Genomic DNA, 22,716 nt, shown 5'->3' on the forward strand with positions numbered 1-22,716 from the left:
CAGCCAACATCTATATGGTTAAGCCGTCTGCCCATAAGGCTTCAGGCTGACTCCCTTTTCTTCCTTCTGCTTGTGCCTTGGTGCTTTTAGGGAAACCGCAATCAGGCAGGCCAGCAGGCATAAGCAGCCAATGACGATAAAGGTAGGCTTGAACCCGCCCAAGAAAGCAGCGATGAACGAACCAGACAAGGCCCCAATCCCAAAACCCTGATACACAATGCCATAGTTCTTATTGTGATTCTTTAGGCCGAAATAGTCACTGACAATCGCCGGAAACACCGTAATGTTCCCCCGAAGCAGAAAGCAATCGCGGCTACACAAGTGAAGAAGAGACCATAGCTCAAGGTTGCGAAGCTAAGCGTCAGCATCGCAATAGCCGTGACGGCAAGCGAAGCGCCGACCAGCTTCAAGCGGCTCATTTTATCCGATAATGCTCCAAGAATCAGACGTCCAGCCGTATTGAAGATAGCGATCATGGCTACTGCATTTGCTGCCGTCTGTACATCCAACCCGGCCAGCTTCACGCCGATATCTTTGACGATCCCGATCAAGTACAAGCCGCTCATACAAGCGGTGAAGAAAATAACAAACAGTAGATAAGCTTCCTTCGTACGCAGCATTTCCTTGACCGTATAGTCCTTTTGCACAGTCGGTATACTGGAGGCAGCAACGGTCGAAGTAGTTTGTGCTGCTGGTATCGGAGCTTCTCTGACCAGCAGTGAGCCGATGACAATCATCACCATAACGATTATTCCCCAATACAGGAATGTACTCGACACACCCACCGACTCGATCAGACTGCCATTTATATATTTAAAGATCAGGCTTCCTGTTCCATAAGCACCTACGGATACACCGGAGATTAACCCTTTATGCTTCGGAAACCATTTAATGAGATTGGATAGCGTAGTAATGTAAGCTGTACCGTCTGCAAACCCCACAACTACGCCTGCCAACAGGTAGAACATCGGAAGGGAGCTAGCCTGAGAACTGAGAATTAAACCAAGTCCAAGCATAATCCCTGCAGCAGCGGTCAGTCTGCGGAGGCCAAACCGATCCTGCAGTTTACCAGCGAACAAGGTGGCAAAGGCTAACGCAAAGCTAGTGACGGAAAAAATTATAGAAACAGAGCTAAGCTCCCATCCAAATTTGGTTACAAGATGTGCATTAAACAAACTCCATGTGTAGATCGTACCTAGCCCCATTTGCATAATTACTGTACCCAGCACAATAAGCCAGCGTTTCGGGATTTTAGTATCCCTAGTCATTGCCTTAGCCATTGCCGTACTCATGATCCATTCCCTCTTTCTCATCCGTTTGCTGCTGCTAGCATTTCTTTTATAACTTTATTCTAGCGAAACGCAGCAGTCTTGAGAGAAATCTGGAATGAGATGACGGAAATGCAGCATGAACTGCTCCTAGAGACGCATAATCTGCCTGAATTCCTTGACTCGGCTACGGCTGACCGGCACTTCAAAGTCCAAATCATGCAGCCGCAGCAGATAGGTATTGTTGAACCAGGGAATAATCTCTTTAATCTTGGACAGATTGACGATATAGGAACGGTGACAGCGGAAGAAACGATCCTGCGGCAGTCGGCTATGAAAATCACTGATGCTCAGAGCCATAGTATACTCTTCACTTTTGGTGATGACACTTGTGGTCTTCTCCTGGGCGGAAGCGTAATAAATATGATCGGCATCGACAACAAAGATCTTTTCGTCCTTCCACAGATTCACCTTGTCGCTGAGCGGGCTATGTCCTTCTTCCATTGGGTGGCTGCGGGCGGCATAGACTCCCTCCAGCTTGTGCAGCATCGCTTTGATCCGCAGCTCACTATAGGGCTTAAGAATATAGTCAAAGGCTTCAATCTCGAAAGCCTCGGCGGCATGCTCCTTGTAAGCGGTGATGAACACGATATAGGGTTTCACCGCGAACTTGCTAATATTCTGAGCCAGCAGCACGCCGTCGATGGAGGGAATATTGATATCCAGAAAAAGCACATCCACCTCTTCTGTCTGCAGATATTTGAGGGCATCCAGCCCGTCCTCAAACTGGGCGGCAATCTTGATGCCGCTATGCGCCTCTATCAGGAAGGCCAGCTCCTGGCGGGCCAACACTTCATCCTCTACGATTATCGCTCTCATCGGCTCTCCTTTTTAACATCGAAATAGATGTCCGTCCCTTTATCTAACCTGTGGATCGTAAGTCCTATTCCATAGATCAACTTCACCCGCTGGTGTACATTAAACAGTCCTATCTTATTCTCCGGCATATTGCCGCTATAAACCTTCTCTATGGTCTCCTGACTAATGCCAGCTCCGGTATCCTTAATGCCGACCCGCACGGTATCGCCTTGATCTTTTACCGAAATCGTAACGACACCCGTTCCCTTCTCCTTGAGGATTCCATGGATGATCGCATTCTCTACCAGCGGCTGAATGATCAGGCTGGGAATACGCACCTGCACCTCGTCAATCTCATACAACACGGTAAGTCGGTCGCCGAAGCGTGCTTTTTCAATCTCCACATATTGCCGAACCTGCTGCAGCTCCCGCTTGATATCAATGAATTCATCCGTCAGCTCCAGATTGTATCTCATATACCCTGATAAATTCACGATCAACTCTCGCGCCTTATCGGGGTCAATCCGGATGGACGAGATAATCGCATTCAGTGCATTGAACAGAAAATGTGGATTGATGCTCGTCTGCAACGCCTTCAGCTCCGCTTTATTAGCCATTTCCTTAATGCCCTCCACCCGTGATACTTCCATCAATGTAGAGATGATCTGCGACAAGCCAACCGCCATCGCCTGAAGTGAATACGTGATTTTGTGAGCTTTGGTGTAATAAATCTTCAGCGCTCCCGTCACTTCTCCCTTCTCCGTAAGAGGGATAATGATCAGCGATTTGATCTGCGAATGAAGATAATCCGTATCGTCGTTGCGGATCGTAATCTCTCCACTGGACAACGTCTCCTTGGTTTCGTCGCTAATAATCTCGTTGGTCGTGGCATAATACTCTTCTCCAACACCCACATAAGCAAGAATCAAGCGTGTATCCGTAATCGCTACCGCATCTGCACCGATGTCCTCTTTAATAATCTGGCAGATGGTACGCAGCGACTGTGGATTGATGGTGCGAAAATAGGGCAGTGTCTTGTTGGCAATATCGAGCGCCAGCTTGGATTGTTTGGCGGCTATCCGCTCTTTCTCCCCCTCCACGCTCTGCACGAGCATAACGATCATGCCGACACTAAGCTGGCTTATAATCATTGGAAAAGCGATCTTGGACACAATATCCACGCCCAGCGACGTAGGATTAGCCATTACCAAGATTAGCACCATCGTTAACGCCTCACAGCCCATCCCAGCCAGAATACCCGCGATCCAGCGACGTTCACTAGAGACGCGGCGGTAAATCATCCCCGAAACCACACCGGCTGTAATACTCGTGATCAGACAAGGCACAGAGGTGACCCCTCCGATATCAATCAGAAAACGGTGCAGCCCTGAAATGATACCCGTAATGAGTCCTACCCATGGACCGAACAGTATCCCCCCAGCCATGATGGCGATGATCCGCACATTAACGAGCGAGCCTTCGACATTGATTCCGCTATACGTCCCGAAGATGGCAAAGGCGCTGAAAATTACCGAACCTATTACAAGCTCCTGCGGAGTGTAGGCCCCTTTTTGAAAAATTTCCTTAAATCGCGGCAGACGCGTCAGCACAAATAGACACATCAACAGCAAAGCAGCTCTTTCGAACAGCTGCAGCAGAATCGTAAACGTATATTGCATGGTCACGGCCTCCAAAGGGACAATCTATCGGTTCATTATAAGGATAGTTTCTGTTGTTGTCCATGTTTCCCAATCTCTGGATTTCTGTTACAATAAGAACATATATTCTCATCATACTGAGAGGATTTGAACGAATGGAAACCGCCCATTTGGTTAGTGTAGTTCATGTTTTCCTTATTAGAGGTAACGAACTGTTACTTCTTAAACTTTTTCGTTACAGAACATTGGTCAGGTGAAATAAGGAATGCCGAGCCGCATAAATGCGCTGATTGGAATTTGGTTTTCTAGTCATGGTTGGAACCCATAGATTGTTAATCGTATAGGAGGTTAATTGTGCAGATACATACCGAGGAAGACATCATTCAGCTGGTTAAGGCAGACCCTTGGATGATGGAGATATTAGCAGCTGCCAAGAGCTTGCAGTTACCGGATTGGTGGGTGTGTGCCGGTTTCGTACGCGCCAAGATCTGGGATGTATTACACGGCTTTGAGCAAAGAACAGCTTTGCCGGATGTGGATGTCATCTACTTCGATAGTACTAACCTTCAGGAAGCTGAAGAAAAGAAACTGGAAGCACGACTAAGAAGCATCAATCCTGCTATCCCCTGGTCCGTCAAAAATGAAGCAAGGATGCATGTTGTCAATAATCTGTCGCCTTATACCTCAGCCATAGATGCGATTTCCAAGTTTCCCGAAACCGCCACAGCGCTGGGGCTATCTCTGGATGAACAGGACAGAATCCTATTAACTGCACCACATGGCATCCAGGATGTTATTAATCTGATCCTTCGGCCAACGCCTCACTTTATAGAACATACAGAATTAATACCTATTTATGAAATGCGGCTTGTAAGTAAGAATTGGAAATCCATATGGACGGGACTGGATATCTCTTCTAACAGTCAGGATTAATGATCTCTGCACACGCAATAGAAGCGGCTAGCCTGTCCTTTGAGGGACGGCCGCCGCTTCCGCGAGAAATAACATTTTATAAATGAACGCTTGAACGCTGATGACTAGTCCTAGACTGCTATATCTATGCCGACCACGCCCACGATCTCTCCCTGGCGATTCCTGATCGCCCGCGATAGAGTGATGCAGGAGCGCTTGGTAATCGCTGAAACATAAGGCTTCGAGACAAATTCGCCTGCATCCATCGCTCCACTCCACCATTCCCGCCGTTTGGCGTTCAACAGACCTGCCGCAGGTTCAGAGTAAATAAAGGTGCCATCCGTACGATTTGACCAGATCGCCTGCACATCAGGCGCTTTTTGGATGCATGCAGCCAGAACACCGCCATGACTTGCTGGGTCCGGTATGTACAGCTCGTCTTTAACCGAAATATTTTCGAGCAGACTCTGCATTTCCTGCAATTTCTCGGCATATGGACTGAGCTCAATTTCTTCTCTGCCAGCAATGCTGTTAACCGATTGCTGTAGGAATTGCGACTCGGCAAGTAGATTGGCGCTGATATCATTCAACTGACCGATCTGTGTGCGCTGCCGTGTCACCTGCTCCAGGGTCTGATCAACATTAGCAATCGTCTCATTTACGATAGCTACCGCCATACGCAGCTCGGAAGTGATCTCCCCGATCAGCGTGCTCTGCTGAGAAGCTGCAGCGACTGTATCAACGACGACGGTCCCTACCTCTTCAACTCTTGCGGCTATATCATCCAGTCGCAGCTTCACCGTACCTACCTCATTCACCCCGCGGTCCACAGCGACCTGCTCTTTTGTAACTGAATCCAGCACCTGCCTAACCCCATTATTAATATCCAGGAGAAGGCCTGAGGAGCGGTCTACGGAAGCCTTGCTCTGATCAGCCAGCTGCCGAATCCGACCAGCAACTACAGCAAATCCTCGCCCTTGCTCCCCCGCACGTGCCGCTTCAATGGAAGCATTTAAGGCCAGTAAGGCGGTTTCGTTAACAATCCCAACGATAAGCGAATTGATTTCCTCTACCATAGCAATATGTTGGCTTAAGGTTGTGAATTTGGTCAACATATCCCCGCTCTGCTCTTTCAGCTCCTCCATCACAGCATCCGTGATTTTCAAAGAATCCAGCATCTCGGCCATGCCCTGACGCGTGCCGTGCATATTTGCTCCCAGCCTGCCGGTCAGCTCCCCGATATGAGATGTGACTGCTGCCACTCCGCCCATAGTCTCAAAAGCACCCTCTATATTCGTCTTAGCATCGTAGCTGCGTATCCGCAGGTCTGTCTCATAAGCGTGTGAATAATCTGCCGTCTGCTGCAATTCCTCTGTATGTCGGCTGATTTCCTCAAGGGCTCCATACAGTCGATCCGTGGTCACTACAATCTCATTACTCAGCAGATTAACCTTATCTCTAGCATCCTCCAACAGTGCGTCCTTACGTAATCCACTGCGATAAATATTCCACGAAATCAGTCCCAGTAAGATCATCAAGCACACGAACACAATCTTATGTACCCAGAACATCTCAATCCACACACTGTACAGACCTATAAGCAGTAATAGAACGACTAACAAACCTAAGTTTCGGCGATTCCGTATCATTTACACCCACTCCACTCTGCTGATGTTATGTATCCTAACATTATATCAGCAGAGATTGTGAAAAGAAATACTTTCTATTCCATACGCTCCATCATCGCCCGGGCAATCCACACTCCGGCCGCCCCAGCCTGCGCCAAACCACGGGTGATCCCTGCTCCATCCCCACCGCAGTACAGGCCGGCGATTTCTGTCTCAAATTTCTCCGTTAGCTTCGGCCGGGCTGAATAAAATTTCGCTTCCACTCCATAGAACAAAGTGTGCTCAGAGGCGATACCCGGTGTTACTTTTTCCAGCGCCTCTACCATTTCAATCAGACTTTTCATCGTATTGTACGGCAGCACCAGCCCGAGGTCGCCCGGCACGGCCTCTTTCAGTGTCGGCTCTAGGAACCCTTCACTGATCCGCGTTTCTGTCGAGCGCCGTCCGCGCAGAATATCTCCGTACTTCTGCACAATCACCCCGCCATTGGATAAATCATTAGCTCTTTTGCAGATCTCCCGGGCGTACTCATTCGGTTTATCAAAAGGCTCTGTAAAGGTATGCGAGACCAGCAATGCAAAGTTAGTATTCTTAGAGCCGAGTGCTGGATCTTTAAAAGAGTGTCCATTCGCTGCCATAACTCCACTGTGATTCTCCACAACAACATGTCCAGAAGGATTGCTGCAAAAGGTACGCACTCGGGTGCCCACAGAAGTATTGAAGATGAACTTCCCTTCATACAGATGCTCATTGATCTCCCGCATGACCACATCGGAGGTTTCTACTCGCACGCCAACATCCACCTGGTTATTGTACATTTTGAGGCGACGTTTCTTCAGGATCTCCGTCAGCCAAGCTGAGCCGTCACGGCCCGGTGCAATCATCACCAGAGCAGCTTCATGGGTATCGCCATTCTTGAACGTTATGCCCGTAATGCGTTGCGCACCTTGTTCCTTGACAGTGTTAATATCTTGAACCTCTGTCTTAAATACCATCTCAATGCGTGTCTTTAAATATTCATATATAGATTTAAGAATCTCCAGATTCTGTTCTGTGCCAAGATGACGTACCTGCGCACGCAGCAGCTTTAATCCAGCAGCATAACCCCGCTGCTCAATACTACGGATACTTTCAGTGGTAGGATCAGTAATATTCTGTGTAGCTCCATGTTCTAGGTTCACATCGTCAACATAACGGATCAGCTCCAGCACCTTGGATGGAGGTAAATAATCCGTCATCCAGCCACCGAACTCGGTTGTGATATTAAATTTGCCGTCGCTGTAAGCTCCTGCTCCCCCAAAGCCGGCAGTGATAGAGCAGGCTGGCATACAGCCAGCAAATTCCTTGCGGCCTGAGGCGGGTGGACACAGCTTGATTTTCTCCTCCAGAATAGGACAATTGCGGCGATAGATATCATGACCCTTGTCCACAAGCAACACCTTTAAGTGCGGCGCCTTACGCGTCAGCTCATAGCAAGCAAAAATCCCAGCCGGACCTGCACCAACTACTATCACATCGTATTTACTCATCATATCCTCCTAAAAGTTCTGCTAGTTTCCTAAATAGAACAACAAAAAAATCCCGACTATTTCATAGGTATGCAAAAAGCATCCTATTCGTAGCAAGGAATTTACGGTTCCCTGTAGAAACCCCCAAACCTTATCATTGAGGATATACGAACAGCTTATTTATTTTATGAGCCAATAGAAATTTTATAGAAAATAAACGAATGTGTCAAGTTAATATCCTCTTAATAATTCGTATTTATATTACATATCCATGAAATATACTATGAACAATCTAGTAACAGGAGCCAAATCCGAACATTATCATCATTACACCTCTTGGAAGGAACTAGTGGACTTTTGTCGAATATATTATTATCACCACCGGAAAAGAGGAACACCTAATGTTTACCCTTCCGCAAACTCCTCGCCAGAACTATTGGAACCGTATGCTCCTCAATGCGCTTTGGATCGTACTTTTAGTATATTTAGCGAGTCAAATTTTCGTTATCCTTTCCATGTGGAACACCAGGCCTCAACTCTCGACCGGAAATTATTTTTTCCTCCATGTACTGGTTCCAGTTGTTATTATATTTATTCTGAACTTAATTCTGGAATATATATATAAACGCAAACCTCAATTCACCGAGCTTTCAATTACCATCGCCAGTCATCTGTTCGCGATCCTGATTATCATGTATATCAGTCCTGAAATTCATGTGCAACCACTTATTATGCTGCTTCCGCTGCTTGTCTCTATGATTTATTTAAAAGCTAGCTATTTGCTGGCTTCTACAGCCGTTTGCCTGTTCTATATCATTCTATTGTTTCTTACCACATCAACCTATGACTATACCTTGCGTGTTGATAACATCATTATAGCTATTATTTTTGCCGGAACTTCACTGGCTGGATTCGGCGTCATTGGCCGCGGTCAAGACCTTATACAATCGTTGAAGACTTCAGTGAAATCAGAACAAGATCTGCGGATTCAGAACATCATTATGGATCGTCTGTCCAAGATCGATCCGCTCACCGATCTGTACAATCATAAAACCTTTCATGAATATTTAGGTTGGCTAATTGAACACCAGCAGAACAATCCATTTCCAATGCAGTTGGGGATTATGGATATTGATGATTTTAAACAGGTAAATGATTTGTACGGGCACCGTATTGGAGATATTGTCCTTAAGCAAGTGGCAGCAATTGTGTTGAAGGAGGTTGGAACTGACGACTTCGCCGCCCGTTATGGCGGAGAAGAATTCGCAATTATTCTGACCGCCAAGACGCTGGAAGAATCCTATGAGATTATGGAGCGTATACGGACGGGTATCGCAGGGATGTTCATAAGTGAAATGGAAGGCAAAACGGTGACAGTGAGCATCGGGATGCATGACTTAGCAGGTACGGATTCCAAGAACTCCATCTTCCAAAAAACGGATGATGCCCTTTACGAAGCGAAGCGGACGGGGAAGAACAAAATAGTGCTTGTCTAAAAAGGCTCAACACTGAGTGCTTGATATTAACCTGAAATAGTCAAAACGCGCATAAAGCAACTTCCAATCGGAGTAACTGAGGTGAGTTCGTCGTGTGAAACCTATACATTCTTATCTTTTAATAAGAACGAGCCTCGGAGTTCTCTCCGAGGCCCGTTTTTTACTAACTTGTGTCTATACCCCGTAGCACTTCTCCGGTATGAGAAAGGGTTCTAGTTGACTTACTGGTACTGCTCTACTTATCAGGTAGCCTTGTATCTTATCGCAACCGGCTTCTTTAAGGAAAGCCAGTTGGCTGACATCTTCTACACCCTCCGCCACGACCTCTAGTCCCATGGTATGACCCAACTGTACAATAGTCTGGACGAAAGATTGACTATAAGCTTTGTCTGCTAATGAATCAATAAAGGTCTTGTCCATTTTGAGCGTGGAAATAGGTAGTTGCTGTAAATAGCTGAGCGAAGAATAGCCAGTCCCGAAATCATCCAAAGCGATCCGGATACCGCGCGATTTCAGGAATTCCAGCTTGCTGACAATGCTGTCGAAGGATTCCATAAAGATCGACTCGGTGATTTCAAGTTCGAGGCAGTTTGGCATCAGGCCACTAACGGCCAGACTATCCAGCACAATATCGGTGAAATCATCCTGCAGCATCTGAATAACAGAAATGTTTACCGAAATTTTATAGTGGCTGCCTACCCTGTCGTGAATGCCCTTCATCACGTGGCAGGCTTCTCTAAGCACCCATTCCCCAATGTACACAATTAATCTGGAATCTTCGGCTATTTTAATAAATGAAAGAGGCGAGACAAAACCCAGTTCCGGGCTGTTCCAGCGGATTAACGCTTCAAAGCCGGAGATTAACCCGGTCTCGATATCTACCTGAGGCTGGTAATACAGCTCAAATTCATTATCATTCATCGCGCTTCGCAAATGTTTTTCAATATTCATGCGCTCATTAAAAGCAGTATGCATCGACTTATCGTAGACTACATATCTGCCCTTACCCTCTTCTTTGGCACGGTACATGGCTACATCGGCATTCTTCAGGATTTCTTCTGTAGTTTCACCGTCTTCCGGATAAAATGAAATGCCAATGCTGACAGTGACATACAAGTTACTTTCTCCGACCAGAAATGACTTTCTGAAAGCTCTCATAATATTCTCTGCCAATGTGAACACGGCTTCAGGGTTCTCCTCATCTTTGAGGAAAATCACGAATTCATCGCCACCCAAGCGCGACAGCACATCACCTTCACTAACAACAGACTGCAATCTTTCGCTCGCTTTACGGATCAGAATGTCTCCAAATTTATGCCCCAATGTATCGTTAATGTATTTGAAATTGTCAGTATCCACGAACAGCAGCGCTGCCGTACCTCCTGGACGTCGAAAGAAATTCTCCATGGACTCCAGCAAGGATACACGGTTAGGCAGATTGCTCAAAGAGTCCACATAAGCCAAGCGGTGCATATTCTTCTGATTCTCCAGCAGCATATCATATTGTCCCACCAGCTCCTGCTGGGTTGCCGTAAGCTGCTCATACGTAGCTTCAAGCTCCTGATAGCTGTTGTTCAGCTTGAACTCTACCTGTTTGCGTTTACTGATATCAATCAATGAACCAATAAATAAAAGGATTTTGTCCCTTGGATCAACGATCGCTTTACCCCTAACCTCAAACCATATAAATTTGTTATCCTTGGTACGCATCCGGTATTCGGTCTCATAAATAGGAGTAAGGCCAGTAAGATGTTCCTGCCTTGCTTTACGGGAGGACTCTTGGTCATCTGGGTGAATAACACTAAGCACCCCTCCCTCGAACGAATTGATCTCTTCCTCACTGTAACCCATAACCTCATACCAACGATCCGACAGGATATAGTGCCCATCCTCCCAATCAAGTTCCCACATATATGCGCCTGAGCCCTCCGATGCCAGACGAAAGCGACGTTCACTGATCCGCAGCTTGTCAAATTGATCGTGCAGCTCCACTTCCGTCGCTGCCAGCTCTTCATAAGTGGATTCCAGTTCCTGATAGCTCCGCTGAAGCTCAAGCTCATTTCTCTTGCGCTCATCAATATCCAATCCTACCAATACAAAGATCTTCGCTGTCTGCTTATCTAGTCCTTCGATTACGGTGGTCCGGATAGAGTAGTGCCGTGCTGCAGGAGCGTTATTTGGAAGCTTAAGCTCGACATTATTAACATAATCCTGCTGAATCGCACGATTCAGCAGTTGCCTGAGCTCAGCAGGACTACCTTCCAGACCTGCGATATCATCTATACTTTTACCTAGTACATCTTTCTCTCGTAAACCCGTCATTTTCTCCGCATACTCGTTGAAGCGAACAGTCTTTTTATCTGCCTGGACCGCCCAGATCATACTTTCGGTATGATTTATTACATCTTCAAAAAATTGCTGTTCAGAGTGAATGACCCTCCGCAAATGAGTAATATACATTTTTAATAAGACTACCCCAAATACCAATAAACAAAATCCAATGACTGCCCCAGATATAATGCGGCTACGTATCAAAGATTTATAATAATCAGAATGTTTCAAGAAATACTGCTGGTACAATTCTTCAAAAGCTCCAGAACGCTGTAGGCGCTCCAGCCGGGCATTAATATAAGAAACCAGCTCCGGCGAGGACTTATTGAGCCCATATGCAAAATCCCTCGGGTATAGATCACTCAGTTCACGTACAATGTTACCGGTTAATCCCTTATCCACAATCAGATAATCAACCACATCCTGATTCTCGAATAAAAGGTCAATCTCCCCGTTGTCCAGTGCCTTCAGGGCATCCGGAACGGTTGCGTATTCTATGTATTGCTTAATTCCCGCCTTGCTGCGCAGTACACTTTCCGTGTACTGATCTTTGCCTACACCAATCTTATAATTACCTAAAGTGCTCAGGCTCACTTCACTTTTGAATACTTTGCTATGTCTCGCGTAGACGGAAATATAAGTTCTTAGTACAGGCTTTGAGAATAATACCTGCTGTTTTCTTTCATCGGTAACAGCCATAAGTCCGGTTGTATCAATATCTCCCTGAATCAACCGCTTTTGCACATCGCCCCATTTACCTGTACTATAGTGGAGCATATAATCCTGTTTCTCAAAAATCATACTGGTCAGATCAACATCAAAACCGGTTAAATATCCATTTTGTATATATTTGTATGGCGGATAATCCAATTCTGCCTGGTACCTAATATCCTCTTTTTGGGCGTGAGCGGCAACAGGAGGCGCAAGTACAAGCAGAAGACTAATCAGAAGCAAGAGTTTACACCGCTTCATCGCAAATTCCCCTTTTTTCCAAAAATTCAGATATCAATATTCACACCAATCCTGTATTCGACAAAAAATGGTAAGGTTCCTGCTAGTTTTTCCTTTTCTTCAATATAAAATGTGCAAATCCACCGCTTTTCACTTGTATTTAAAATTGTAACAATTTCAAAGTAAGATCCTTTATTTTTATATTGCTTTTTACCTGTAATATGTGGATAATAGCTATAACGGTTGATAATGATTATCATTATTAGATTGATTAGAAGGAGACTGAACACCCATGAACATAGCCACTACCCGGACTGCATTGCAGGTTGACGATTATCTGGATCTGCTCAATCTTGCCGTTAAAGTTGGAGATTTGAAATGGCAAAAAGAGATCAAATCCAGATTGCAGTACATTTTATGTCTGCAACTCAGATAATAACTATATACATGACCGCATTCTCCTTCACGGGGGATGCGGTTTTTTGTTGTCTAACAAAGGCTTTTGGGCAAAGGGGCTTAGCCACAGGCAAGTATTGTTTAATGATATAGTATAATTAGCTGCATAATATATTGAAATAAAGACTTAAAGATCGGAGCGTGTCGGCTTGAAGAAATATATAGCGTTGTTCCTATTGCTAAACCTGTTATGGATACCTGGTGTATATGCTATTGGTGCTCCTACTCAGCAAGGATTAGTTACAGATGAAGCCGGACTGTTCAGTACAGCAGAAGTTGCTTCTATTGAAAAGATGGCTACCACGGATCTCTTTACATTTCACTTGCTAACTGTGGATTCCTTAAACGGGACAGCTTCAAATGAATATGCAAGTGATGTCTATGATGCATGGGGACTTTCCACACGAGATATTCTCTTATTGATCTCTGCTGGCGATCAGAAGATTGAACTCCACTTTGATAATCCGGGACTTCAAACCTCGGTGAACTCCTGGTCGCAACGTCAGGGTGGGAGCACTGGAAGCGCAGCTATTACCGAGCTGCTCGATACTTATTTCATTCCTTATGCCAAAGATGGCGATTTCGCCGGGGGAGTATCTTCCTTAATAAAAGCTATACCTTCTATCGTCAGTTCCCCGGATACTGGCTCTGCTAGTGGAAGCCAAGGAAGCAGCAACGCTGTTGGCAGCTCGGACAGTGGCACAGCGACTGGTAGTACAGCAGGTACTGTGAACAGCGGTACTACAGCCCCTGTGAATAACAGCTCTTCTGGCCTGTCCATGCTCACTCTTACAGCTATTGCAATCGGTGGCGTACTACTGCTGCTTGTGTTATTCGTAGTACTGACTGGACTGCGTCGCCGTAAGCAGCTCAGTGAACAGCAGGAGAAACTCTCTGATTTACTTGTACGGGCTAGCCAAGCTTTAGAAACACTGAAGCCATTCCAGGGAATTGTTCAGGGCAAAACAGGAGAAATGGTTGAGGCGATCTCTAAACGACTATCTGACCAACTCATTCAGATCTCCGCACTCCAGAGCAAAGGCAAGGACTCCCTCCCTTCCCTGTATCAGCTCTCTGCCCTAAAGGCAGCGCGGGAGCAGCTTCAGCAGACCGAGCTTTCTTTCCAATCAGCGATTGAAGCGGAAGAAAAGAATATCGCTGTCATTAGCGAAGCTGACCGCAACGTCAAGCAGCGTATCACTGAGCTGAAAAAGGATGCGCCCGAGATTGACGAACAACTGCAGAGTACGGTTAAGGAAACTGGCTTTGCACTTCAAGAGATTATAGAAGATATTAAGGAACTTACAGAGGAGACGGCTAAGGCTGATCAATTAGAGCTCTTCGATCCAATTGCTGCACAGGAAGTTACTGAGGATGCACAGGAACTGCAAGAGAAGATTGAGCGGGATCTTCAGGATGTGGATACCTACGAAGATAAGGTGAATGAATTCCCCGGGGTTTTGTCGGCTGCCCGTACCAAAATCGCCGGGATCATTGAACAACATTCATTACAGAATATGAAGGTGAAATCTTATGACTCTCTGGAGCTGGCCAATGCAGAGGCTACTGCACTAGAGGAACCTCTGCGCAGCGGTGACATGGATGAAGTGCGGAAGATTGCTGCCCGCCTTGATTCCTTTCTGAATGAAGCCATTGCTATGACGGAACGACAGGCACTTCTACGGCAGAATAACCGTAGGGACCTGGAAACTGTCCGCAGCCATTGGAGCCAACTGAAGCAGCAAAGAGATGGGCTGCAGAGTCGAATTGCCGAGGCTCGAGATTATTTTGTAGAACAGCATATAACCAGTTTAGAAGAGGTGTTGGAGGAATGGAGCAGACGGCTGCGTGAAGGTGCCACTGAAGTGCCGCAGCTTGAGACTTGGACCAGTGATGAGCGCGGCGAATATGATAAAGCACGCAGTGGACTGGACCAACTGCTGTCCATGCAGGATGAGGCCGGACAACAGTTTACCAATCTCACGAGAAGTTTGGAGGAGCTTCAGGAACGACTGAATAAAGTCACACGACTCTTTTCAGAGGGACAAATCCGCGTGGATACGGCACAACAGATGCTTCACAGCCGGGGCTTGACTTCAAGAACCCGCTTCCAGCTATCCCTTCTGCCGGAATATGCTGAACTGGAGCAGAGATTGTCTGCCCGTCCGGCTAATCTAGATGAGCTGGAGGCCCTTAGTCAGTCTTTTACTGTGCAGATCGATTCCTTTGTAGATGAAGTAAGCAGGCTTGTCCGGCAACAAGAGGAAGAGGAACGTCAAGCTCAGCTAGCCCTGATGAGAGAAAGACAACGTAAAGAACAAGCCCGTAAACGTATGTCCTCCGGTCCGCCTTCTTCTGGCGGGTTTGGAGGCGGTGGGGGGCGTTCTTCTGGCGGTTCTTCCTGGGGTGGAAGCAGTGGACGTTCTTCCGGTGGCTCCTCCTGGGGTGGAGGCGGCGGTAAATCAGGCGGACGTTCTTCCGGCGGCTCCAAGTGGTAAGCCCCTATAGCTCCTGCATTTGCTTAATAAAATCATTATACGCCGGTGGAAGCACGCGATCCTTACGGTATATAAGCTGAATATAGAATCCTTTTGTGTCACCGACGATGGGAATCGCACTGATTGAGCCCTGTCGTCTTTCTTCCTCAATCGCATAGCCGGGCAGGAACGCTGTTCCCCATTGATGCTTCACCGCCTGTTTTATCCCCTCCAGATTCCCAAATTCCATGTCAATTCTGGGGGATATGCCAGCTTGCTTCAGTTCATCCAGCAAATACCTTCTATAGGTGCAGGTATCTTCTGTAAGAATAAGCGGCTCCCCGGCAAGCTGTGTAAGGGATAGTTCAGGCTGATGTGCCAAAGGATGCTCAGGGTGTGTAATAATAAATAATTGCTCCTGCCGCAGCACTAGTGATTCCAGCTCCTCCGATACATAACGTGTATCGAAGATCAAACCAAAGTCAGCAGATTTCTCTTTTACAGCTGTGATGATCTCAACCTCCGATCCAGGCTGAACACGCAGCTGAATACCGGGATATTGCTCTCTATAACGATGTAGGCGATGAGGCAAAAAATAGGCAGCCAAGGTCTCAATCGCACTGATCGTAAGTATACCTTTGCTCCCGCCGGAGATAATCTCCTTCACTTCTTCATTTAGAGCCAGCATTTGCCGGGCATAGGGCAACAGGCTTTTGCCAGCAAAAGTAGGCGTCATTCCTCTGCCCACCCGCTCCAGAAGTACAGCCCCATATACCTCCTCCAGCTTGGCAATCTGCGCTGTTATACTGGACTGCGCATAACCCAACTTCTCCGCCGCCCGTGTATAGCTACCACAGGTTACCACTTCGCAAAAGGTCCGCAAATAGGTCAATTCCATCGCTGCTTCTCCTATCTATATATCAATAATTTCGATATTTATCATCCATTACTATAGATAACTGTAATTCTAAACATAGTATACAATAAATTTAAGAACTCATAGCTATAGGAGGTTCACAATGAATATCAAACCTAAAACGCAAGTGCTCAGTACACCGGCTGCCCGACCTGAAGATGCAGTAGAATATTTCAAAGCTAAAGGTCGATATGAGACCGATATTGCCGATGTTGCATTTGATCTAAGAAAGGGTATCCCCGGATTCACCATCGTAGATGTTCGTGATGCAAGGTCTTATGAGGAGGCTCACCTGCCTGGCGCACTATCCCTTCCCTCTGGACAGCTTACCCCCTCCAGCCCCGCATTGCCTGAAGGGGAAGTTCTAGTGCTCTATTGCTGGGGGCCAGCCTGCAACGGCGCAAGCAAAGCTGCTGCAAGACTTGCCGCATCAGGCTATCAGGTTAAAGAGATGCTTGGCGGTATTGAATATTGGCGTAAAGAGGGCGGCACCTTGGAAGGCACACTTGGTGAGAAGGCCCCTATGTATTGGAACATGCGGTCACTGGCTTGATAGTCTCTTATTCTCAATAATCGGGAGATAAATCGTATGGGTGGTGCCATACAAAAGAACTCCGCCCCCTAACAGGGACGGAGCCATTGATTGTGAGTATTAACAGATACACTCTGTTCTTCCGCTTAATGCTGCTCATCATCCAAAAAGGGCTTATTCACATAGTAGTACATAACCCCCATCAAGACACCGCCGCCAATTAGATTCCCCAACGTTACAGGCACAAGATTGTGCACTACACCACTCCACGATATGGTTCCGGGATGATCAAGCACCAGCGCGATAGCGAAGGTACACATGTTTGCAATACTATGCTCATACCCGGAGATAAAGAAGCAGAATACAAACAAGACCATCGCAAACATCTTAGCTCCGTCGCCTTTCATTGACATCGGAACGAAAAAAGCCAGGCAAACGAGCCAGTTACAAAGAATAGCGCGGAAGAACAACTGTATCGTAGGAGCCTCCATCTTATGGGCCACCACATTGAGCAAAAATCCATTTACATTGGAGTCGTAAAACAGCCCTGTTAAATAGATCAGCAGCGCAAAGGCAGCCGCACCGAGAATGTTTCCGATATAACTAATTACCCACATCCGAACGACTTCGGTCCATTGCATCTTGCGCCTTAAAGCGGCATAAGTGAAATAAAACGTATCTCCGGTAAACAAATCACCGCCGCCGTAGGAAATCAGAATAATGGCTGCACCAAACGTAATCGCAGCCATCGGATAAGTCATCGGCGATTGCTCCATATAGAAGAAGTTGCCTGTCTTGAACGCTACAATTACACCGAATCCGATAAACATACTGGCTAGCATGGCCCTGGCAATATAGCGGAATACGCTTTGCCGATAAATCTTCTGTTTCTTGAGCGCCAATCGTTCTACCTGCAGCAATGCCTCGTTCTCCATGTGGCCTCCGCTCCAAATTTAGTATTTTCAACGAGTGAGCTATGGGTCAGCTCTTGGGTTATTATACCCAATACACCGTTGGAAATTGCTTGAACCACGAAGAGTTGGAGAACTCCATTTAAATTTGAAATACTTGCGTTAGGAGCTGTCATCATTCAGTTCTGCAATAGCTTCCGCTTTCTCACTGCTGGCTACGATGATAAGCACAAGTATCAAGCATCCTAGAATCATATGCCTATCCTCACCTTCTCCACATGTAGTCTTGTGACAACTTATGTGTGAAAGTGAGGATTTATGATTGTTCTACCTCTATTAGTCCTTCAGGGTACCCTTGTAATAACTGATTGCTTTATAATCCTTGTCATAAAAAATAACGATATATTCCTCAGGCTGTCCATTTAATGCTTCATCGTACGTAAAATGCATTTGGTAAAATGGATAGCTGCCTGCTGGGGTGAAACCCTGCTGTTGCTTTACTACATTTTCAGGAGAAAAAATTTGATTTTGTCCAAATGTTGATTTCGCTGTAGTTGTAAAATATAACACCTCTGGATGAGTATGCAAATAATCCTGGAAGGCAACATAATCAGCACGTCCTCCATTATTATAATCACGTACTATACCTACACCATCCGAGACTTGAACAGCCGAACCATCCCATATGGGCGTCAAAATGGAGAAGTCAATCTTTTGCGGAGTTGTCGTATATCGTACAGGCTGATTATCCTTATCGTAATATACAACAGTCACATAATAGTTGCCCACTTTATTAGGTACTGGGAAATCCACTAACCTGGAGTATGGGATTCGCCCGTATTCACTCGGTACCTGGATGTCCGCTAACGTGATCGGGCTCTCGGTAATGTAACAAGATAAGCTTGCAACCTGATTTTCTAAGGTCACTGGGAAATTCAATGAATTAAGGCGTAAAACTGTTCCGTTAAATTGCTGATACTCCTTGGAAACACTGGCAGCAACCAATGAGAGACTCTCCAGCAGAGGTCCCGAACGCTTGCTGCTCTCCAGCGTGCTTACTGCATTCTCAAGTGTTGTTAATTGCTGCGGATTGATGTTCGCCTGAAGAGATACACCGAGCGCCACATAAGCTCTTAATGCTCTAACGGTAGTATCCTCTTGCTCTAATCCTGTGAAGCTTGAAATTTCAGAGATTTTCTTCTCAGCGGCATCCACTTTCAATTCATCGCTTAGCTGGGTTCTACCTTCGTAGTAACTGATTGCCTTTAGGTTGGAATCATAGAATACTATGGTATATTCTGCTTCGTTGTATGTCTCAAAGTTTTGCAGGGATTCATATGCCAATGGAATATGATCAGAGACTAATTCAGCAGGATAATTACTTCCAACAACACGGACGAGATCCTCTGTGTATATATGGTATGAGCCTGACAGAATATCATTCACATCACGATTAAGGTCCTCATCCATTAGGTACTTTGGAGTAATTGTATAGTAAGCCGCCTCATGCTGTCCTGCCATGGCACCCGTGACATCCACAACATCGGTATAATGGGCACCACCATTAATTGGACCATTATAGATTTTCTTTTCTTGTGTAATAGTAACCCCGCTATCCAACTTCACGAAATTACTTCCTTGTTCAATAACAGCAGGCTGTAGATTCATCGCTTGAGTGTAATATCCGATCATTTCACTTTCATAGTTTCTAAGTACGACTGTTACATATTTGTCTCCACCTGTGCCTATATAAGTGGCTGGGATTGACAGGTTGGGGTAAGTTCTAATAGAGTAACCGGGTAGATGTGTAACTGCTGTTAAATTATGAAATTCCCATCTGAGATCTCTGGAATTAATCGGTGTGGAAGTAACATAATAAGAAAGTGTAACGTTAGCGTTAAGCACAGACTCCGGAACTGCGCTATAGTCAAACTTCAAATAAACGGAATTTGTAACCGAAACCATGGGAAGAGCAGTAATATTTATATCTAACACCGGTATTTGACTTACTGGCATAGTCGGTTCGGGAGTGGCGGTTGGTGTCGCGATGATTCCACCACCTCCGCCTCCACCGCCTCCACCGCCTCCCCCAACTGCTGCTGTTGTCGCTGTAGGTGTCGGTGTGGCACTAGCTGTAGGTGAGGTGGTTGGGATAGGTGAAGCTGTAGGCACCGCTGCCTGCGATTGGGCTGCTGCTGAATCAATTAAGGTCAATGATTCAGCACGGGTCATTGCCTGCACAGGTGCAAACGTTCCATTTGGGTATCCTTTTAGGATTCCTGCCTTAACTGCCGCTGCGACACTACTCTTACCCCAAACGGCAATTTCCCCCGCATCGCTGAACGCATGCAGAACTTCTATATCGCCTTCCTCCAGCTTCAGCAGCTTACTTATAATAACTGCTGCTTCCTGCCGGTTTATGGGGGAATTCGGGCGAATCTCGTTGTTGTAGCCTTGGATATAACCCGCTGCAATCGCCTTCGCCACCTCGTTATAAACCCAACTGGTAGAGGAAACGTCAGAAAAGCTAACTTTTGCTACATCCGAGAAATTAAAGGACCGATTGATTAAAGCCATAAACTCCGCTCTGGTAATCGTTTGGTTAGGCTTCACTGACCCGTCTTCAAAACCTTTCAGCTTACCGCTATCCAGCCAACTTTCAATGGCCTTTTGTGCCCAGTGGCCTTCGTAATCCTTAGTGCTTTGAGCCGCCGCTGTTCCCCCCATCGAACTCAGCAACATACTTACTCCCAATACACTTGCCAACATTCCCTGCCACTTCCTGCCCATCTGTGTTCCTCCCCGGTATGTAATCCTTTTTACTAGATAATAAGTATAATCCAGTAAATCATTACCATAATATCTCATATGAAATCTTTAGTAAATCGGAAAAATTAAATAGAGAATAAAACAAAAAACCTGCTAAGTAATTTCAACAGGTTTGGTGACGGAATATAAAGTTGTGCAAATAGAATCTCTTAGTTCAGGAAATTGCTCAGTTGATTATCCGTGGCACCTTGCTTCAATGCCTCTGGCTGCGGGGCTTCGTTAATCCCTAAACGATTGCTTAGCTGCGTATTGATCGTTGTCATCTTGGACGTATAATCCTGACAGCTCTCAATAATGCGACGATTGGACTGTTCAGAAGTATCCAGGGCACTAAGCAAATCGCCAATGGCTTGATTGACGGCCTCCAAAGACATGGATGGCTTGGAGAGCAGCTCCGTTGTTTTTTCTGTAGTGGTGCGGAGCAGACGTGCATTTTCTTTGAACTGATCCTCAATCGTCTTATTCGTGGCTTCAACAGCAGAAATAACGTTCTCTTGGTCAGCCAGCGACATCGCAATCATTGCCGATACAGTAATCAGATTAGAGGTTTTATCAATCGCATTGTTTACGGAATCAATCAGCTTGTCGTTATTATCATTGATGATATCTGTGGCCGCAATCGCTTGATTGTAGAGCAGAATCATCTCAGTCATCGACTGGATACGCACCATTACTTTACGTAGACCACGCTCCAGATACGTTTTACGCAGCTCATTTTCCGGCTTGGCAATCTCCAGCTCGAACATCTCTTTTAGCTTATTGCCAAAAGAAATTTTAGTCTGCAGGTTGTAAATTTCCTCCATGGAGCTGCGTTTAAGCTGCCGCATGTTAACGATACTCTCTTCTAGATTATCTCTGCCATCCCGCAGACCCGTAATAATAGCATCAATGTTGGTGCGGACAGATTGATATTTGTATACATAGTTTTTGAGCGGACTCTTGCGCAGAATTTTACCGAATAAGCTTACATTTTTACTTTGCTGCAGATTCTCACATTCATTGCGCAGCTTCATAATCATGTTTGGTACTTCGACACGCTTGCCGGACATCAATTCATTGACTGGACGATCCAGCAGCTTGAGGGTTTGTCCCGCTTTTTCCTGCGTCTTTACTCCAAGCTTACCGATCTCATCCATCAAAGAATCCAGGGTAACCGTATCCGTCTTGGCTACCTTCTCAATCAGCTGAGAAGCCTCCTGGACTACCTTCTGCTCGTCCTCTTTTTTCAATTGGATCAACTGCGTGGACATGGGTTTCCCTCCTTATAATTCGGAACTGCTATATCGCTGATGAATCAGTTCCGCCTTCGTCTGAAGTTCCATCAGGTCTTTATGCTCGATCGTCGACGCAATATCCGATATTTTGGTATCGACATCTTTCAGACCGTTCAGCAGCATTCTCCGATTCTTTATTTTTGCTTCGCCGCCAAGCCGTAAGAACGGATTGATAACACCATTCAGATCCTTTAGTATCAATCTACGGACCGTATGATTAATCTCGCCATTACCCAGCTCCTGCAGCAGTGGAATTACACGTTGAAGCCGGGCGAACAGTGCCAGCGACTTCTCGACAATTTCATTGTCCAACGTATTCTGCTGTCCTTCGGAAATAATCATATCCTCCAGAATACTGAGGTATTCGACCACCGGAGCGAACTCCGGTCCAATCTTGAAATCAGAGTGCCCCTTAACGCCGGACAAGTGACCCACTGGTGCCGCATTTCCAGCAGCTGGATTGCTTATCTCTGGAGTGCGCGCAGCCGGTGCTGGAGCGATGGATACCAACTCAGGTCCTGCCGGCAGAACCTCTGCTGGCAGGTTAGTTCTAGAGCGCCTGCCCCCCAGAATACCATATGTTGCACCGGCAACCGGGAGCAGCAAGGAGAGCAGTTCTGGCAGAAAAGCGCTCGTCAATACAGCAACTGCATAACCGATACCGGTATACAGCAATATTTTCGACTTAGAATAAATGGTTCTCACCTCTTG

At 46.1% G+C, this 22,716-nt stretch carries 15 protein-coding genes, 1 pseudogene and 1 riboswitch; of the genes and pseudogenes, 5 read left to right on the forward strand and 11 right to left on the reverse strand.

From position 1 onward, the window contains the following. Window positions 1-18 precede the first annotated feature (18 nt). The 3 genes and pseudogenes from H1230_RS30910 to H1230_RS30920 all read right to left on the reverse strand — a co-directional run bounded on the left by H1230_RS30910 (window position 19) and on the right by H1230_RS30920 (window position 3,805). Window positions 19-1,268 (reverse strand): annotated as a pseudogene (locus tag H1230_RS30910) (L-lactate MFS transporter). A gap of 150 nt (window positions 1,269-1,418) precedes the next feature. Then, entirely contained in the window at window positions 1,419-2,147 is a 729-nt protein-coding gene (locus tag H1230_RS30915) for a LytR/AlgR family response regulator transcription factor (protein WP_239713590.1), read from the reverse strand. Further along, window positions 2,144-3,805, reverse strand: coding sequence for a sensor histidine kinase (locus H1230_RS30920; RefSeq protein ID WP_239713591.1), 1,662 nt, complete (start codon window positions 3,803-3,805; stop codon window positions 2,144-2,146). Before H1230_RS30920 ends, H1230_RS30915 begins: the two co-directional genes overlap by 4 nt. Window positions 3,806-4,138: 333 nt before the next feature. Here H1230_RS30920 and H1230_RS30925 point away from each other — a divergent pair, with 333 nt between their 5' ends. Then, on the forward strand, window positions 4,139-4,717 hold the full coding sequence (locus tag H1230_RS30925) for a nucleotidyltransferase family protein (RefSeq protein WP_239713593.1): 579 nt from the start codon (window positions 4,139-4,141) through the stop codon (window positions 4,715-4,717). A gap of 110 nt (window positions 4,718-4,827) precedes the next feature. Here the strand turns inward: H1230_RS30925 and H1230_RS30930 are convergent, their stop codons facing one another. Further along, window positions 4,828-6,345, reverse strand: coding sequence for a methyl-accepting chemotaxis protein (locus H1230_RS30930; protein ID WP_239713594.1), 1,518 nt, complete (start codon window positions 6,343-6,345; stop codon window positions 4,828-4,830). 74 nt (window positions 6,346-6,419) lie between these two features. Continuing rightward, complete coding sequence (locus H1230_RS30935) at window positions 6,420-7,853, reverse strand: NAD(P)/FAD-dependent oxidoreductase (RefSeq protein WP_239717666.1); 1,434 nt, start codon at window positions 7,851-7,853, stop codon at window positions 6,420-6,422. Window positions 7,854-7,923: 70 nt separating this feature from the next. Continuing rightward, window positions 7,924-8,023: riboswitch (purine riboswitch) on the reverse strand. Between the two features lie 210 nt (window positions 8,024-8,233). Between H1230_RS30935 and H1230_RS30940 the strand changes: the two genes are divergently transcribed. Beyond that, a complete protein-coding gene (locus H1230_RS30940) occupies window positions 8,234-9,328 on the forward strand; it encodes a GGDEF domain-containing protein (RefSeq protein ID WP_239713596.1) in 1,095 nt (364 codons plus the stop codon). Window positions 9,329-9,502: 174 nt separating this feature from the next. On the opposite strand, the gene H1230_RS30945 is transcribed toward H1230_RS30940, so the two are convergent. Beyond that, window positions 9,503-12,631, reverse strand: coding sequence for an EAL domain-containing protein (locus H1230_RS30945; protein ID WP_239713598.1), 3,129 nt, complete (start codon window positions 12,629-12,631; stop codon window positions 9,503-9,505). A 271-nt stretch (window positions 12,632-12,902) separates the two neighbouring features. On the opposite strand from H1230_RS30945, the gene H1230_RS30950 reads away from it, so the two are divergent. Both H1230_RS30950 and H1230_RS30955 read left to right on the forward strand, forming a co-directional pair. Then, window positions 12,903-13,046 carry a hypothetical protein gene (locus tag H1230_RS30950; RefSeq protein WP_239713600.1) on the forward strand — a complete coding sequence of 48 codons (144 nt, stop codon included), beginning with the start codon at window positions 12,903-12,905 and terminating at the stop codon, window positions 13,044-13,046. 169 nt (window positions 13,047-13,215) lie between these two features. Continuing rightward, window positions 13,216-15,564 (forward strand): TPM domain-containing protein, encoded by a 2,349-nt coding sequence (locus H1230_RS30955; protein WP_239713602.1) that lies wholly within the window; start codon window positions 13,216-13,218, stop codon window positions 15,562-15,564. Between the two features lie 4 nt (window positions 15,565-15,568). Here H1230_RS30955 and H1230_RS30960 read toward each other — a convergent pair whose 3' ends face one another. Continuing rightward, a complete protein-coding gene (locus H1230_RS30960; RefSeq protein WP_239713603.1) occupies window positions 15,569-16,441 on the reverse strand; it encodes a LysR family transcriptional regulator in 873 nt (290 codons plus the stop codon). Window positions 16,442-16,562: 121 nt separating this feature from the next. Between H1230_RS30960 and H1230_RS30965 the strand changes: the two genes are divergently transcribed. Further along, a complete protein-coding gene (locus H1230_RS30965; RefSeq protein WP_239713604.1) occupies window positions 16,563-17,012 on the forward strand; it encodes a rhodanese-like domain-containing protein in 450 nt (149 codons plus the stop codon). Window positions 17,013-17,137: 125 nt separating this feature from the next. On the opposite strand, the gene H1230_RS30970 is transcribed toward H1230_RS30965, so the two are convergent. The 4 genes from H1230_RS30970 to H1230_RS30985 all read right to left on the reverse strand — a co-directional run bounded on the left by H1230_RS30970 (window position 17,138) and on the right by H1230_RS30985 (window position 22,680). Continuing rightward, window positions 17,138-17,926 (reverse strand): formate/nitrite transporter family protein, encoded by a 789-nt coding sequence (locus tag H1230_RS30970; protein WP_239713605.1) that lies wholly within the window; start codon window positions 17,924-17,926, stop codon window positions 17,138-17,140. Between the two features lie 312 nt (window positions 17,927-18,238). Further along, entirely contained in the window at window positions 18,239-20,692 is a 2,454-nt protein-coding gene (locus tag H1230_RS30975; RefSeq protein ID WP_239713606.1) for an S-layer homology domain-containing protein, read from the reverse strand. A 188-nt stretch (window positions 20,693-20,880) separates the two neighbouring features. Beyond that, window positions 20,881-21,981: a toxic anion resistance protein gene (locus H1230_RS30980; protein WP_239713607.1), complete on the reverse strand. Its 1,101-nt coding sequence runs from the start codon at window positions 21,979-21,981 to the stop codon at window positions 20,881-20,883. 12 nt (window positions 21,982-21,993) lie between these two features. Beyond that, window positions 21,994-22,680, reverse strand: a complete 687-nt coding sequence (locus tag H1230_RS30985; RefSeq protein ID WP_239713608.1) for a hypothetical protein — start codon at window positions 22,678-22,680, stop codon at window positions 21,994-21,996. Window positions 22,681-22,716 lie beyond the last annotated feature (36 nt).

It is taken from the genome of Paenibacillus sp. 19GGS1-52, assembly GCF_022369515.1.
Taxonomy (GTDB): Bacteria; Bacillota; Bacilli; order Paenibacillales; family Paenibacillaceae; genus Paenibacillus_AQ.